Source organism: Streptomyces sp. SID12501, assembly GCF_010550245.1.
Taxonomy (GTDB): Bacteria; Actinomycetota; Actinomycetes; order Streptomycetales; family Streptomycetaceae; genus Streptomyces.
Genome location: NZ_JAAGLU010000260.1, coordinates 1 through 615, shown reverse-complemented (window position 1 = coordinate 615; position 615 = coordinate 1). Strand labels below are relative to the sequence as shown.

Here is a 615-nt window from a genome sequence, read left to right as displayed (position 1 = left end):
CTCGAACAGCGTGAGCTTGGCGTGCAGGTCCTCGTGCATGAGACGCACGTCGACGCGCCCGTAGACGCGCATCGGCGCCGCGTCCGGTCGCGGCGCGTACCGGCCGTCGTCGCGGATCGCGGGCTTCGGCACCACGACGTGCTCGCACGACGACGGGCCCGCCTCCCAGAAGTCCGCGAGCGCCGTGAGCAGCACGAGCGGCGAGTCGCCGAGCACGTACGCCTCGGCCTGCGGCCGCAGGTGCTCGTGCTTGACCATCTCGGCGCGCACCTCGTCGTACAGGTGCCGCCCGAGCGCGCCGGTGTCGCGCACGCGCACCCGCATCTCGGCGTCCGACGTGACGCACGTGCGGTACGTGCTGCGCGGCACCTGCCACACCTCGAGGTCGGGCGCGTCGAACACGACCTGCGCGGCCGCGACGTCGGTCGACAGGTTGTACTCGGCCGTCACGGGCGCCGACGCGTCGAGCCACGGCAGCGGCTCGTGCTCGAACCCGCCGATCCACACGCCGACGGCGAGACCCAGCACGACCGCGTCCCAGGACCACTCACCGGTGACGGCCAGCCAGGCTCCGATGGGCCCCATGGCCTGGGCGACGCCCAGGGTCGCGTGCGG

Annotated in this window: 1 pseudogene; it reads right to left on the bottom strand. The window is 73.7% G+C overall.

Annotated elements, in window-relative coordinates:
- Positions 1-615, bottom strand: a pseudogene (locus G3I71_RS51980) (hypothetical protein); the annotation flags it as partial.